We start from the raw sequence: 14,474 nt of genomic DNA, 5'->3' as shown, positions 1-14,474 counted from the left end.
TTAAAAAAACCCGAATACTTAGATATTTCTAGGTATTCGGGCCAAAGGTTTTTGTCCCTCAATCTACTTCTTTTTTTAGAGTTTCAGGTAGAAAGATAAAGTTTAATATTCCTGTCAGCAAGAAAAGGATTGCAATCCCCATTAATCCTATATTTATGTTACCTCTTTCAAGAAAATATGAAGTATAAAAGGGTGCGATGAAACCTGAGAACCTCGTTAAGGCACCTGAAACACCGTTAGCTGTTCCTCTCATAGTTGTTGGATAAAGTTCAGGAGTATATGCATATGTTAAACCCCACTCACCCATGCAAAAAATAGAAACAACCAGACTAAAAATCAACACTAATATATTTGAAGAAACGCTGGCGAATATAACCGAAGAAATTGCTGTTCCTAAAGCAAACAATAAAACACTTTTTCTTCTTCCAATCTTCTCAATAAGATAGGCTGCTAATAAATAACCTGGTAACTGCGCTAAAAACATGTAAAAAGTGTACCAATCTGTTAAAACAACATCCACACCTTTCTGAGCTAAAATCCCTTTAACCCAAACGAAAATACCGTAATATCCAAAACTCATAGTAAACCATAAGAGAAGAATATTTAGGCTTCTAACTAAATAACCTTTTTTAAAAAGTGCATTAATAGTTACTTTTTCTTTCTTCGGTACTATAATTTTTTCTTTAATATTGTAATTAAAAAGTTTTTCAAACTCCTCTTTTTTCTCTCTTATTAGCAAATACTTTGGAGATTCTGGAACAGTAAATAAAAGCAAAAAGGGAATAAACCCAGCTCCTAAAAATATATAATCCAACCTCCAAGTAAAATTTCTAGCGATGAACATATGGACTATGGCTATAAATATGCTTCCAATTGCCCAACTGCTTTCTAGATAAACTAAGTATTTGCCCCTAATTGAAACATTCAAAAATTCGGTTAAATATGCGTTTAAAACAGGCATAGAACCACCAAAACCAATTCCAGATAAAATCCTAAAAATAATGAAAAGAGTTGGAGAACCTATAAAACCACTAAGAACACTGAAAAAACTTCCGATAAACAACAGAAACATTGCAGACTTCTTTCTGCCAAAGTAATCCGAGATAATTCCAGCACTCAATGTACCTATAAACATGCCTATAAAAGTGGAACTAGCGATCGTCGAGGCAAAAATGTTGGATAAGTTCCATTCTTGTGCAAGTAGCGGAAGAGTGAACGAAGTTATCATTACATATGCAGCTACAACAGCCCATCCCAAAGAAGTAATAAATAATAAATAATTTCTTTGAGATTGTGAAACTACTTTTTCTATCAAAGAATCAAACGTCATAACGAAGCCTCCTACTATGTTTTGTGTATACTGCCTTTAAAAACTTCAAAACCTATCTGTATATACAGTATATATCAAAATAAATTATACCATCCTCAAATTTACTTGTCAACCAAAAAATTTTGTGATATAATAAATTTGCTGATTGGGGGATCGTCTAATGGCAGGACAGCGGACTCTGACTCCGTTAGTGGAGGTTCGAATCCTCCTCCCCCAGCCAATACAATTTAAGGATCCTTTAAAAGGGTCCTTTTTCTTTTTTAACAAATAGAGCTTTCGCTTGAAATAAAGAGTATTTGAAGAATACGAAGAACTTATAGATGAAAAAATAATTTGATTTAAATGAAACGTTTGCTTGTTAAAATTTTAACAAATTAAAGTTATAATATGTCTGAGAAGATAAAAAAGGTACTTGAAAGATCAAGATTTGAAATTTGTTTTTGCAATATTGTGAAATATATAACAAAACTTATAAAAGGGGTGATTACCGTGAGTATGAAAGATAGTTTTCAAAAAGCAATGGACTGGATGAAGGAGTTTTCAAAGACAAACCCAGAGCAAATGGGGAGTTTCCAAAACATGATGGAGGCAATCGAAAAAGAAGAAGGTGCAGCGCTTGATAAAAAGACTAAAGAGTTAATAGCTGTTGCACTTTCTATAGCCAGAGACTGTGAATGGTGTATCGCGTGTCATGTAAAATTTGCGTTAGAAGCAGGTGCCACAGAAGAGGAAATTCTGGAAGCTGCGTGGGTTGCAGTGTTAATGGGTGGAGGTCCGGCTTTAATGCATGCAGGTTTGGTTTTGGAAGCTTTAAAAGATCTAAAATAACTAAAATAATAGTCAATTTTTTTCAAAGGGGAGAAAATCTCCCCTTTTTTGTTATAATGTTAAAAGATAAATAGAGATAATGGAATAAATTTTCATTATTCTTTCAGCTGAGCTTAAGGTTCTAAGGTACCGCAGATTTATTCCTTAAAAGGGCAGTTATGTAATAAAAGATAAAAAGATTTTTATCCTTCTGGGTGAGAAATGGGATGAAGAGAGAGAAATTGTTTTATCCTTCTGGGTGAGAAATGGGATGAAGAGAGAGAAATTGTTTTATCCTTCTGGGTAGGAAACAGGGTGAAGAGAAAGAAACTGTTTTATCCTTTGGGGTGGGGAGCGGGGGAAGGGCGCTATATATAATGTTTTAGGGATTCAAAAAGTAGAACATTAAATTAAAAGGAGGAAATTCTAATGTACGATGTTGTTGTTATTGGATCAGGACCAGGTGGTTATGTGGCGGCAATAAGGTTATCACAATTAGGAAAAAAAGTTGCCGTTATTGAAAAAGAAAATCTTGGTGGAACTTGTACCAACAAAGGTTGCATACCCACAAAAGCAATGTTAACCTCTTCACATCTTTACGAAGAGATTTTAAAAAAATCGAACAAATTAGGCATAAAAGTGGGTGAAGTGACATATGAAATAAGCGAAATAATGAAACATATGAAAAAAGTTGTTCTACAATCTAAAAAAGGTATAGAATATCTATTTAAAAAAAATCATATCGAATTAATACAAGGTACCGCTGAAATAACAGATAAAAATCATATAAAAGTTGGCGATAAAACAATAGAAACGCAAAATATTATTTTAGCTCATGGTTCTGAGCCAGTGGTTTTTTCACCCTTCGATAAAATTGAAGGAATTTGGACAAGTGACGATGTGTTTACAATGGAACATTTGCCAGAATCGATTTTGATAGTTGGTGGAGGGGTTATTGGTGTAGAATTTGCTACATTTTTTGCAAGTTTAGGTAAAAAAGTCTATGTCGTAGAACTACTCGAACATATTCTGCCCAATGAGGATAAAGATGTAGCAGAAGAAGCAAAAAAATCTTTGGTTAGAAAAGGTGTGGAAGTCTTAGAAAAACATAAGGTTCTAGACATTCAAAAGAATGAAGATTCATATGTATCAAAAATCGATTTCAACGGTGAAATCAGAGAAATAATAAGCTCAAAAATTTTACTTGCTGTGGGGAGAAGGCCTGTTATAACTCAAGATGTTAAAAATTTAGGTGTAGAAATAGAAAAAGGTGTTAAGACAGATTCCAAAATGAGAACAAACGTTGAAAATGTATATGCAGTAGGAGATATAAGGGCCCATATTATGTTAGCTCATGTGGCTATGAATGAAGGGATAGTAGCCGCCCACAATATCGCAGGTGAAGCCAAGGAAATAGATTACAGTGCTGTTCCAAACATTATTTTCTCTAATCCAGAAATAGCGACCGTAGGTCTGAAAGAAAAAGAAGTAGATTCTGAAAAAGTTATCGTTTCAAAATTTCCTGTATCTGCTAACGGTAGAGCGAGAACTATGGAAGAAAGAGATGGTTTTGCAAAGATAATAGCTGACAAGGAGAGTAAAAAAATATTAGGTGTAGCTATTGTTTCACCGAACGCCACAGATATGATTGTGGAAGGAGTTTTGGCTGTAAAATATGGGATGAGTGTAGAGCAACTAACGAATAGTATACATCCTCACCCCACTTTGACTGAAAGTCTGCTTGGTGCAGAAGAAAGCGTGGAAGGATTAGCCATACATATTTAGACAAGGTCGTTAATAAAAAAAGTTTCATTTTTCAAAAAGCGTGTTAAGAGGAGGAACTTTTCTTGTGAGTGCATTTTCCAAAGAAATAGCGGATAACTATGATAATTGGTATAAAAGTCCTCTAGGTACATTCGTTGATGAAATTGAGAGAAAGGTTGTTATGGATTTAGCGAAACCACAAAAAAATGAAAAGGTACTTGACTTAGGTTGTGGAACTGGAATTTATAGTTTGTTATTTCTAAATATGGGTTTGAAGGTAACAGGCATCGATCAATCGGATTTTATGTTAGAAAAAGCACGAGAAAAAACAAATGAAATCAATTTTATCAAAGCGGATGCATATAATCTGCCTTTTCCAAATGAAAGTTTTGATTTGGTTGTTTCGGTAACAATGTTCGAATTCTTAGATGATCCCCAAAAAGCTGCATGTGAAGCTTATAGGGTTTTATCTTCGGGGGGAAGATTAATTATTTGTGTGATTGGTGCAAAAAGTACTTGGGCAAAATTGTATAGGGAAAAAGCAAAAACAGAAGATCAATCACCTTACAAAGCAGCTAGGTTTTATACGTTGGAAGAAGTCTTAAATTTTATACCAGAAGTTTCATATACTGATTATCAATTAGCTTTACACTTTGATCCTGACGCGGATCTAAATAATAAGGAACTCCTCTTAAAAAGGGAAATGGAAGGTCAAAGGAAAAAGGAAGATACGGGAGGTTTTATCTGTGTTAGATGGGACAAACAATGAAACAAAAAAAGTATGTGATTTTTCTTGTTCAATGGCACTTTACCCTCTTGGAACAGACGATTACGTGAGAATAATAAGTGATGCAATTATTAAATTGCGAGAGTTAAAAAATATAGAAATTACAGTAGGAAAGATGAATACAGTTGTGAAAGGGAGTAAAGAAGATATATTCAAAGCTATGAACCTTATCACTGATGAAGCACAAAAAAGAGGTTCTTTTGCCTTGAATATAACTATTTCCAATGTTTGTGGCTTGACATAATCAAGGTCATGGAGTTCTATAAAGCTAAAGAAAATTAAAAAAATCCCACCAATTCGGTGGGATTTAGATCATTTTTATTCGGGTTTATTGTTTAGAATTTTTTCAATTTCTTCCATTACGCTGGCTGTAAGTTTTTCTTTTATTTGGGAAGCTTTTACATTTTCTTTTACTTGTTCGGGTCTACTTGCGCCTGTAATTACGGTGCTAACATTAGGATTTTTCAATATCCAGGCAAGAGCAAGCTGGGCCGTTGTTGCATCTAAATCGTTAGCTATTTTTGTCAATTTTCTGACTTTTTCGATATTTTCTTGAGATAATAGCCCGCCTTTTTCGAACTCTTCTCGTAAGTTTTTAAATTTTGCAAGTCTACTGTCTTGAGGAATTCCATCATTGTATTTTCCAGTTAGTACTCCACTGGCCAACGGACTCCATGTGGTTAACCCCAATCCATATTTTTCATAAAGAGGTTTAAATTCTTTCTCAACTTTGTTTCTAACTAACATGTTGTATTGAGGTTGTTCCATTGTGGGAGGAATAAGATTTCTTTTATCCGCTATTAGATAAGCTTCTTCCAATTGCTCTGCACTCCATTCGGAAGTTCCCCAATAAAGAGCTAAACCGTTTCTTATTATATAATCCATTGCGAATACTGTTTCTTCAATGGGGGTTGTAGGATCTGGTCTATGACAAAAAATAAGGTCGACATAATCAACTTGTAACCTTTTTAGAGAGTTCCATGTTCCTTCTAAAAGATGCTTCCTTGATACCCCTCTATCGTTTGGACCTTTTCCACCCCAAAATATTTTTGTAGAAATCACAAGGTCTTCTCTTCTATATTCTTTTATTGCCATTCCCATAAGAGATTCAGAAAGCCCATTAGCGTAGGCTTCTGCGTTGTCAAAAAAGTTAACGCCGTTTTCATAAGCCGTACGTAAACATGATTTAACCCCTTCTGTATCTAGTTGGTTTCCAAAAGTTAGCCAAGATCCAAATGAAATTTCACTTACTTTTATACCAGCTTTACCAAGATTGTTATATTGCATAATCTGCCTCCTTTTTCTTCTTTAATTATACCCTATACTATTATACCATATCTTGTTGTTAATTTTTCATTTCGCATTAGAAAGAAATATTTCTAAAAACTTTTTGTTTGCTTTTCTATGCCTTTTTATATTATAATAATACTCAAGATAATTAAAAATAAAGGGGGAAAATTTCCATGTCATTCAAAAGTATAAGAGGAAGGATAACTTTAATTATCGTTGTAATTTTTGTTTTATTCGGGGCAGCGGTATTTTTCAATATTTTTTCTTTGGTAAGGTCCAACGATGGTTTGGGTAGTTATAGAGATCTTTCTGATGCAACGAATCAAATCTCTGAAATAGAAAACGACTTTTTTGAAGCTGCTTTAGCCTTCAAAGACTATGTGATTAATTACGATGAACAAACAAAAGAAACTTTTACTCAGAATATTGATACAATTCAAACTTTCTTTACAGGTGAAACTACCGATTCAACACTTGTGCAAAACGTAATCACAAAGGTAGAGAGTTATGAAAGTGGGTTTAATCAAATTGTTCAATTGAACGAAGAAAAAAATAGACTCGTAAATCAAGATTTTAAAGATATATCCAATGAATTACGCCAAATTATTACCGACTTTAAAACCTTAGCCCAAGAAAATAATGTTTCAACCCTCGTTTTTTATGCTGATAGTTCACTGAATATATTGGATAATATAGATAATTTATCTTCCATGTATTTTTCATCCAAATCTCTTGGAGATAAAAACAATGTTTTAAATGCTTTTAATGAATTGGATTCCCAACTATTGATCATGCAATATGGACTAACCTCTGACGAACTAACTGAAATGTTCAACCAGACGAAAGACATGGTTGAGCAGTTCAAAAACACCTTCGATCAAATAGTCACAGCGATAGAATCCCAACAACCCATAATCGGGCAGATGGAGCAAGCAAGGGTAGAGATACTGAACCTATTAGAAGAACAAAGAAATAAATTAAAGGTCCAGCAAGACACGTTAGGTCCATCACTCATAGAAGAAAACAACAGGGCTATAACCTTGACAGCCATCTTAACCGTAGTAGCCTTCGTAGTATCGATAATCATGGTCATCTATCTAATAAGGAGTATAACGAAACCACTGTTAGACTTCAAAAACAAGATAAACCAATTCAAAGAAGGAGACTTAACGGTAAACTTTAAAAGTAAAAGCAAAGACGAGATAGGACAGATGGCCAATGCTCTATCAGAAATGAGTAAAGAATTAAGAAGATCCATGGGGTCAATAAGGCAGGCATCAGACAAAGTAGAAAACGCATCAGAAAGTCTAACACGCTCATCACAAGAAAGCAGAAAGAACTCAGAAGAACTCAAAAACCAGATGGACAAGATACAAACAAGTACGGAAGAAACGGCGGGAAACGTAGAAGAAGTAACCTCAGGTGTAGACGAAGTAGCAAGGGCTGCACAAGGTGTATCCCAAGACGCACAAAGACTAAGTGAAGAAGCAGATGAAACAAGTAAAGCTGCAGAAGAAGGAAGCAAAACGATAGAAAGTATAAGTCAAGCGGTGAAAGAAGCGGTAGAAAGGACCAAAGAAAGTCAAAAAGAAGTAGAAACACTTGCAAGCAACGCCAAGAACGTACAAAGTATAGTAGAAACGATAAACTCGATAACGGAACAAACGAACCTGTTAGCACTAAACGCAGCGATAGAAGCTGCAAGGGCAGGGGAAGCAGGAAGAGGATTTGCAGTTGTAGCGGATGAGATAAGGAAGTTAGCGGAAGAATCAAGGAATGCAACGGATGAAATATCAGAAATACTAACCAACATAACGCAAGGAACGAACAAAGTAAACGAATCTACGAACAAGGTAGTAGGAACGATAGGAGAAATAAACGAAAAGATGGTGAATGTACAACAAAGTTTCAACCGGATAAAAGAAAGGATAGAAAGGATGGACCAAGGGATAGAAAACATGACTGCAAGTGCAGAAGAACAAAGTGCAAGTGCGCAAGAGATGAGCACAGCAATGGACAGGGTAGCGAAAGCAGTAACAGAGATAAGTGAACAACTAGAAAGATCAAGGAGTGTAATAGACGAACAAGTAAAACAAGGGGTAGGAATAAACGAAGAAGCGAAAGAGTTGAGTGAGTTAGCCACAGAGTTAAAAGGATTAGTTGGAAGTTTTAAAATATAAAATTTTGCTGGGTTGTGCAAAAAGATTTTTAATTGAACAAAGATTTTGGATTTGGGGATCTTAAGGGGTTTACCCCTTAATGCTAACAAATAAAGTAAAAAGGTGAGAAAGTTGAATATATTAGATTTTAAAGAAGAAGTAAAGAAAAAAATTAAAGAACTAGAAAAACAACTAAGTGATCCAGATATTACTAACGATGTTGAAAAATTAAAAAAATTAGGACAGGAGCATTCTAAACTCTCAGAATTAAATGCGCTATTTGAGAGTTACGAACAAAGTCTAGAAGACATAAAAGCGTTAAAAGAAATGTATGAAAACAACGAAGTCTCTGAAGAAGAATATCAGTCAATGCTTCAAGATTTAGAGGAAAAGCAAGAAAAAACAAGAAAAAAAATCATAGAAGGTTTAGTTTCTCAAGATGAGTATGATGAGAGAAATATCATTATGGAGATAAGAGCTGGTACCGGGGGGGATGAAGCAAGCCTTTTCGCTTCAGAGTTAATGAGAATGTATCTACGGTATGCTGAAAGAAAAAATTGGAAATATGAAGTTCTTGATCTAAACGAAAACGAACTTGGTGGAATTAAAACCGCCATATTAAAAATAAAGGGTCAAGGTGCTTACAGAAGGTTGAAATACGAAAGCGGTGTGCATAGGGTACAAAGGGTACCGCAAACAGAATCTTCTGGAAGGATACACACTTCTACTGCCACAGTTGCGGTGTTACCTGAAGCAACAGATATAGATATTCAAATAAATGAGAATGATCTCAGAATAGATACCTATAGGGCAAGTGGGGCAGGTGGTCAGTACGTTAACAAAACGGATTCTGCGGTTAGAATAACCCATCTACCGACCGGGATCGTTGTGACTTGTCAAAATGAAAGATCCCAGCATCAAAATAAAGAAAAAGCTTTAAATATATTAAGAGCAAAACTTTTTGAGATAAAGTTAGAGGAGCAACAATCTCAACTTATACAAGAGAGAAAATCACAAATAGGTACCGCACAGCGAAGCGAAAAAATCAGAACGTACAATTTTCCGCAAAATAGGGTTACAGATCATAGAATTCACTATACCACTCATAGAATAAATGAAATACTTGATGGAGATTTAGATGAAATAATAGATAAGCTACTAGAAAAAGATCTTAAAGAAAAACTTGAAAGTTTGACCTTATAAATTAAATTATTGATAGAGGTGATTAAATGGTTAAAATAACTTTTCCAGATAATTCTGTTGAGGAATTTAAAGATGGAATTACTCCTGTAGAAATTGCCAAAAGTATATCCCAAGGGCTGTACAGAAAAGCTATAGTTGCAGCAATTAATGGAGAAATAAAAGATTTGAATACCCCTATAGTGCAGGATTCAACTATTAAGTTAATAACTTTGGATGATGAAATAGCCCCAAAAATATACCGACATACGATGGCTCATATAATGGCTCAAGCGGTGGTAAGAATTTTTGGAAAGGGCAGAGTCAAGCTTGCTATAGGTCCGGTTATTGAAAATGGTTTTTATTATGATTTTGATATTGAAGGGTACAACCTTTCAGAGGAAGATTTTCCAAGGATAGAAGAAGAAATGAAAAAGATTATAAAAGAAGATATAAAAATTATTAGAAAAGAAGTAAGTAAAAAAGAGGCTATAGAATTATTCAAAGATCAACCTTACAAACTGGAATTAATTAAGGAACTAGAAGAAGACACTATTTCAGTTTATTTTCAAGGAGATTTCTATGATTTGTGCAGGGGTCCTCATCTTCCCTCTACTGGATATGTTAAATACTTTAAGCTTTTATCCGTATCTGGAGCTTATTGGCGGGGGGACGAAAAGAACAAGATGCTCCAAAGAATATATGGCACCGCTTTTCCCAAAAAGAAACAACTTGACGATTACTTAAACATGATTGAAGAGGCAAAAAGAAGAGACCACAGAAAATTAGGTCCAAAATTGAATTTATTCATGTTACAATCTGAAATGGCTCCTGGTATGCCTTTTTTCCTACCAAATGGTAAGATTGTTCTCAATGAATTGATGTCTTACGCCCGGCAAATTCATAAAAAATATGGATACGTAGAGGTAGAAACCCCTCAAATCATGAATATCAAATTATGGCATCAATCTGGGCATTGGGATCATTACAAAGAAAATATGTTTTTCACTGAGAAAGAAGATATGCCTATGGCGGTCAAACCGATGAATTGCCCTGGGCATATACTGATATATAAAAACAACTTCGTCAGTTACAGAGACTTACCAATAAGAATGTTTGAATTTGGTAAAGTGCATCGCTACGAAAGAAGCGGGGTCTTACACGGCCTTTTTAGAGTCAGAGCTTTCACCCAAGATGACGCGCATATATTTTGCATGCAGTCACAAATGGAGGAAGAAATAATAAAAGTTATACAACTAACAAACGAAATATTTTCAACATTTGGATTTAAATACGAAGCCATCTTAAGTACGATGCCCGAAGATCATATGGGAGATATTGAAAGTTGGGAAAGGGCTACCGATGCTTTAAAAAAGGCACTAGAAAAGACCAACATGGAATATAGAATAGACGAAGGGGAAGGGGCTTTTTATGGCCCTAAAATAGATTTTAACGTTACAGATTCTCTTGGAAGAAAATGGCAATGTACAACTATTCAGCTTGATTTTCAGATGCCAGAAAGGTTTGATATTGTATACGCAGATGAAAACGACGAACAAAAAAGGCCGGTTATGATTCATAGAGCTATATTTGGGTCTTTAGAAAGATTCTTTGGTATTTTAATAGAAAACTTTGCCGGAGAGTTTCCAACTTGGCTTTCTCCTGTTCAAGTATCGATTCTTCCCGTTTCTGAAAAATTCAATGAAGAAGCCAAAAAATTTTCTCGTAGTCTAGAACAAGAAGGTATTAGGGTTTATGTAAATGATTCTGATGCTACTGTGGGATACAAGATAAGAAGCGAACAGATGAAGAAAGTGCCGTATATGATAGTTTTTGGAGAAAAAGAAATGAATTCAGATACTATAAATATAAGAACTCGAAAGGGCGATACCATAGAAAATGTTTCAAAAGAGCGTTTCATTGAGGAAATTAAAAATGAAATAAAGAACAGAAATTTGGACTTAACTTTTTAATTTAATAATACCGATTTATAAATGGCGCCCAAGAACGGGCGCCTTCAATATTTTATGTTTTTAATTGAGATTATTTTTTTCGTCTGAATTTTTGTTTCTTTTCTTTTCTAAAGCCTTTTTTGCTTGATTATAATGATATGAACCCTCGCGTAATAAAACGCTTCCGCAATTTGGGCATCTTTCATCTTGACATGGGACGCCGTGTGTGTGAGGTTTTTTGTAGCCACATTTCACACAAACACAAAAACCTCTGCTACCCATGCCTCCTCCTTCTCTTCGCATAATTAAACCCTCCCAACGGTATTTTTAAAAGTTAAGTTATTCTTTTCTGTTAAGGATCTTTTCGCATTTGTCAATGAAGGTATCAAGAACTTTTGATTCCATCTTAATACCCTCAAGCGCGTATCTCAGATACTCCAATCCCAAAGGTGTAATTGTGTAAACCTTCACAGGTGGACTCTTAGAAGTATCCCAATTTGAAGTTATATATCCACTTCCCTCTAACTCTGAAAGTATCCTGTATATTCTGCCCATCTGACCAATACCTTCGATCGTTTCCACACCCAGTTCATCCAAGTTATTGGCAATTTCATAACCATAAGTTGGGTTTTCGGCAATGATTAAAAGAATAAAATTGGCTAAAAATCTACCCTTTCCTCTCCATCCTTGTCCTCTACCTCTTTGGTAAGCAGACATTCTTTAGACTCCTTGATCATGGAATTTCGATTTCACCGTATAATCTCGATCTTTTAAATTGTTAGAAGAAATTGCTTCAATTATTTCTTTTAAAGTCCCATCTACCCCTCTTATAACCTGAATATTAAGATTTTCAAAAACATTTATCGCCTTCATTCCAATCCCTCTGACTACCATTAATTCTACACCTTTTTCATGCATGTATTGAGGGATCTCTCCTGTTGAATGGTTTTCCAAAGGGTTCTTTTCTATTTCATAGCTGTATTCTTTATTTTCTTTCAAATCCACAAAGGCGAAGTAAGGAGCATGCCCAAAATGTTCACTGATTCTTGAATCTTTACCTATATTTTCTATCAATGGAATAGCTATCTTCATTTTTTCCCTCCTGTAGTTTTAAATATTAGTGTCTTTAGAAACTTTATTTAGCGCCCCTTCGCCCCGCTCCCCGCCCATTAGGATAAAAGGTCGTTACCCTTTGCCCCGCTCCCCGCCCATTAGGATAAAAGGTCATTGCCCTTTGCCCCGCAGCCTGCCCTTCTAAGGAAAGGGTTATAGGTCCATAGCCCAGCAGGTGAAAGGGTTTCACCTTGTTTTTGACTTTTAGTCAATCAAAAATTTTGCAAGATAATTCATCTGCTACTGTTTTTGGACTTTTTAGGGTAATTCGAGCAGCTTTTATTCCGTATTCAATGCTTTTTTCTATATCAGCATCATTGTAAATACCGTAGATAAATCCTGAGGTGAAAGCGTCTCCGGCACCATTAGCATCGATTATTTCGGAATCTTTAACTTTCTCTACAGAAAAGAACTCTGTTTTTTTAAGTAGATTGTTGAAAAAGAGAACCCCCTCTTCTCCGTTTGTTATGATTAAATTAAAAATATTGGGGAATTCTTCAGAAAAAATCTTCTGGATACTTTTATAATCTGAAAAATTCAAGTTTTCTTGCTCAATTAAGGATTTCAATTCTGAAAAGTTGAGAGTTAGATAATCTATTTTTCCAATTATATTTTTTAATTTTTTTACCTTTTGATTTGATACTGCGTTAAAAACTGTGCAAACATCGGTATTTTCAAGTATTTTAAGTGTATATTCTATTACCTGGGGTTCTAAATTTGCTTCAAGAAAGACTATTTTTGAATGGAGTAACGTATCTTTATGTTTTTCTATATAATTTACATTTATCTCTTTAATAATTTCCATGTCTGAAATGGAAACCAACATATCTTTTTTTTGGTCTAAAATTGCAAGGTAAACTCCAGTACGGTAATTATCAGAAATCTTGATAAAATTAGTATTTATCTTTAGGGTATTTAGTTCAGCTAAAATTATTTCACCAAATACATCGTTCCCAACTACGCCAAACAAATTAACAGGCACTTCTAATTTGCATAAATTGTGTGCAACGTTCCTAGATACACCACCAGAGGAATAAAAAATACGTCCAGGGTTTGAAGTCTTTAGAGATAATTTTTGGTAAGAGGATCCTTTAAAATCTATATTTATTCCTCCAATTATTGATACAGACATGCCACTTCTCCTCAAATGTTTTTAGGATTGAACACTTTTCCAAGTTCTTCACAGCTTTTTCGCAAATTTTCCTCTTCTTGAATATCAAGCGGTGTGAATTCGTCTGCTGCTTGTATTAACCATTCTAAAAGGTTAATGTGGCTAGAACATAAGATAGAGGTTATTGGCTTAGTAAGAGAAAATCTTATCGTTGTCTTAACTTCTTCATAACTTTCAGAAGGGATATAAAGAAGGTCCGATATACCTTTTTCTGAATTTACCTTCGTTATCTTTTTTATAAGACTTTGTTTGCTTATTATGCCAGTACCTTTTTCCTTGGCTTTGGAAATTACTTTTCTTCCATAACCAGTGTACCAGTTCATCCAGTCTAAGGGGAAGGTAATCGAATCAAAATCGTAACTTTCTAAAAGTTTTAAGGCTATTCTTTCTTTGTTTGTTGAAAAACCTATGTACTTTACTAAGCCCAAATTTTTAGCAGCAAAGAACCCCTCCAGAGCGCCTTCAGGTCCTAGAATTCTATGAATACCTTCCTGAGTATTTACAATAATTTGAATCAAATCTAAATATTGAAGATTGAATTTAGCTAAGAGTTCCTTTATGTCCTGTTGTATCTCATCACTGCTTTTGGAGTAAGATCTGCCTGCAATAAAAAGTTTATCCCTATACAGATTTATTGGAAAAATGGCCGTCACGTCTTTAGGTTCGAATGTAGGAGAAATTTCAAAAAAGTTTACACCACCTAGAATAAACTTTTCTAAAAACCTTTTAATTTCGTAAGTATCCTCACTTACCAAAAGCTTTTCCAAATCCAAACCTATTATAGAGAGTTCTTCTTGGGTTTTACCCAACATTCTTCTCTCCATTTCTTGTTCCTCCTTTCAATAGTACCCCCTGGAAGGTGATCAATACTTAAAAGAAGATATGAGAAATTGCACATTCAATTATACCATAAAAAATTAAT

At 34.6% G+C, this 14,474-nt stretch carries 14 protein-coding genes and 1 tRNA gene; 8 read left to right on the top strand and 7 right to left on the bottom strand.

The annotated features are described in order from the left end of the window. Positions 1 to 58 precede the first annotated feature (58 nt). On the bottom strand, positions 59 to 1,330 hold the full coding sequence (locus X928_RS08980) for an MFS transporter (protein WP_103079427.1): 1,272 nt from the start codon (positions 1,328 to 1,330) through the stop codon (positions 59 to 61). A 146-nt stretch (positions 1,331 to 1,476) separates the two neighbouring features. On the opposite strand from X928_RS08980, the gene X928_RS08975 reads away from it, so the two are divergent. From X928_RS08975 to X928_RS08955, 5 genes are all read left to right on the top strand, one after another. Next, positions 1,477 to 1,550, top strand: a tRNA-Gln gene (locus X928_RS08975). Positions 1,551 to 1,825: 275 nt separating this feature from the next. Next, the gene (locus tag X928_RS08970) at positions 1,826 to 2,158 is read left to right on the top strand and encodes a carboxymuconolactone decarboxylase family protein (RefSeq protein ID WP_103079447.1); all 333 of its coding nucleotides are present in this window, start codon (positions 1,826 to 1,828) and stop codon (positions 2,156 to 2,158) included. Between the two features lie 408 nt (positions 2,159 to 2,566). Further along, positions 2,567 to 3,922, top strand: coding sequence for a dihydrolipoyl dehydrogenase (gene lpdA, locus X928_RS08965; protein WP_103079426.1), 1,356 nt, complete (start codon positions 2,567 to 2,569; stop codon positions 3,920 to 3,922). Positions 3,923 to 3,986: 64 nt separating this feature from the next. Next, complete coding sequence (locus tag X928_RS08960; RefSeq protein ID WP_169926370.1) at positions 3,987 to 4,670, top strand: class I SAM-dependent methyltransferase; 684 nt, start codon at positions 3,987 to 3,989, stop codon at positions 4,668 to 4,670. Continuing rightward, positions 4,648 to 4,932: a YkoF family thiamine/hydroxymethylpyrimidine-binding protein gene (locus X928_RS08955; RefSeq protein ID WP_103079424.1), complete on the top strand. Its 285-nt coding sequence runs from the start codon at positions 4,648 to 4,650 to the stop codon at positions 4,930 to 4,932. The genes X928_RS08960 and X928_RS08955 overlap by 23 nt, the downstream gene beginning before the upstream one ends. Before the next feature lie 74 nt (positions 4,933 to 5,006). On the opposite strand, the gene X928_RS08950 is transcribed toward X928_RS08955, so the two are convergent. After that, the gene (locus X928_RS08950; RefSeq protein WP_103079423.1) at positions 5,007 to 5,975 is read right to left on the bottom strand and encodes a potassium channel beta subunit family protein; all 969 of its coding nucleotides are present in this window, start codon (positions 5,973 to 5,975) and stop codon (positions 5,007 to 5,009) included. Between the two features lie 176 nt (positions 5,976 to 6,151). Here X928_RS08950 and X928_RS08945 point away from each other — a divergent pair, with 176 nt between their 5' ends. The 3 genes from X928_RS08945 (at position 6,152) to thrS (ending at position 11,289) form a co-directional block, all read left to right on the top strand. Beyond that, positions 6,152 to 8,158: a methyl-accepting chemotaxis protein gene (locus X928_RS08945; RefSeq protein ID WP_103079422.1), complete on the top strand. Its 2,007-nt coding sequence runs from the start codon at positions 6,152 to 6,154 to the stop codon at positions 8,156 to 8,158. 117 nt (positions 8,159 to 8,275) lie between these two features. Further along, on the top strand, positions 8,276 to 9,340 hold the full coding sequence (gene prfA / locus X928_RS08940; RefSeq protein WP_103079446.1) for a peptide chain release factor 1: 1,065 nt from the start codon (positions 8,276 to 8,278) through the stop codon (positions 9,338 to 9,340). A 26-nt stretch (positions 9,341 to 9,366) separates the two neighbouring features. Then, entirely contained in the window at positions 9,367 to 11,289 is a 1,923-nt protein-coding gene (gene thrS / locus X928_RS08935) for a threonine--tRNA ligase (protein ID WP_103079421.1), read from the top strand. A gap of 60 nt (positions 11,290 to 11,349) precedes the next feature. Here the strand turns inward: thrS and X928_RS08930 are convergent, their stop codons facing one another. The 5 genes from X928_RS08930 to X928_RS08910 all read right to left on the bottom strand — a co-directional run bounded on the left by X928_RS08930 (position 11,350) and on the right by X928_RS08910 (position 14,376). Continuing rightward, positions 11,350 to 11,571: a ferredoxin gene (locus X928_RS08930; protein ID WP_103079420.1), complete on the bottom strand. Its 222-nt coding sequence runs from the start codon at positions 11,569 to 11,571 to the stop codon at positions 11,350 to 11,352. 36 nt (positions 11,572 to 11,607) lie between these two features. Continuing rightward, positions 11,608 to 11,985 (bottom strand): PadR family transcriptional regulator, encoded by a 378-nt coding sequence (locus X928_RS08925; RefSeq protein ID WP_103079419.1) that lies wholly within the window; start codon positions 11,983 to 11,985, stop codon positions 11,608 to 11,610. 3 nt (positions 11,986 to 11,988) lie between these two features. After that, positions 11,989 to 12,360 (bottom strand): NifB/NifX family molybdenum-iron cluster-binding protein, encoded by a 372-nt coding sequence (locus X928_RS08920; protein WP_103079418.1) that lies wholly within the window; start codon positions 12,358 to 12,360, stop codon positions 11,989 to 11,991. Positions 12,361 to 12,589: 229 nt separating this feature from the next. Beyond that, on the bottom strand, positions 12,590 to 13,513 hold the full coding sequence (locus tag X928_RS08915) for a carbohydrate kinase family protein (protein WP_103079417.1): 924 nt from the start codon (positions 13,511 to 13,513) through the stop codon (positions 12,590 to 12,592). Between the two features lie 11 nt (positions 13,514 to 13,524). Next, positions 13,525 to 14,376, bottom strand: a complete 852-nt coding sequence (locus X928_RS08910) for an aldo-keto reductase family protein (RefSeq protein WP_103079416.1) — start codon at positions 14,374 to 14,376, stop codon at positions 13,525 to 13,527. Between the last annotated feature and the right edge of the window lie 98 nt (positions 14,377 to 14,474).

The organism is Petrotoga miotherma DSM 10691 (assembly GCF_002895605.1).
Taxonomy (GTDB): Bacteria; Thermotogota; Thermotogae; order Petrotogales; family Petrotogaceae; genus Petrotoga; species Petrotoga miotherma.
Note: the sequence above shows the minus strand (reverse complement) of the source record. Positions and strands in the feature narration are given on the sequence as shown.